The organism is Roseibium sp. RKSG952 (assembly GCF_009711355.1).
The window spans coordinates 1-661 of record NZ_SMMF01000341.1 but is presented as its reverse complement, the minus strand read 5'-3'; the positions used below and the strand labels follow the sequence as shown (position 1 = coordinate 661).

Here is a 661-nt window from a genome sequence, read left to right as displayed (position 1 = left end):
TGTCAGACCAGATCGCCCCAGATAACCGCGGCAAAGACCCGCTCCGCCAACCACCATCTCACCGGAAACACTGATCGGCGCAGGTTGCAGATACCGATCTACGACATTCACACACAAATCTGGAATCGGGATGCCAATGATGCTTGTCCCGACTTTCTGCATCTCCAAAGTCACCGGCTGCCAAGTTACATGCACTGTCGTTTCGGTAATGCCATACATGTTGATAAGCTGTGGCCGTTCGGGGCCAAAACAATTGAACCAAGGTTCTAGTTTGCGAGGTTCCAGTGCTTCACCTCCAAAAATGACAAATCGGAGGTCTGGGAGTTCAAGCCTCTGTGAAAGAACTGCTCGTGTCAAAACCTCAAAAGCGGTTGGTGTTTGGTTGAGAACAGTCACACCCGTTTCTATCAGAAGGTTCGCAAACACTTCCGGAGTTCGGGCAACGGTTCGGGGCACAACAACTGCGCGACCACCGGTACATAGGGCTCCCCACATTTCCCAAACGGAAAAATCAAATGCATACGAGTGAAAACAGGACCATATATCATCAGGCCCGAACCTGTACCAATCCTCTGTTCCTCGTAACAAACGCACCACGTTATGGTGTGGCACCGGGCTGCCCTTCGGCCGGCCAGTCGAGCCTGACGTGTAGATGATGTAG

The 661-nt window shown here is 52.0% G+C and carries 1 protein-coding gene; it reads right to left on the bottom strand.

Going from position 1 to position 661, the window contains the following annotated elements; translation table 11 throughout:
• On the bottom strand, positions 1-654 hold a 654-nt coding region (locus E1297_RS00955; RefSeq protein WP_368669425.1), incomplete at its 3' end, for an AMP-binding protein.
• Positions 655-661: the final 7 nt, after the last annotated feature.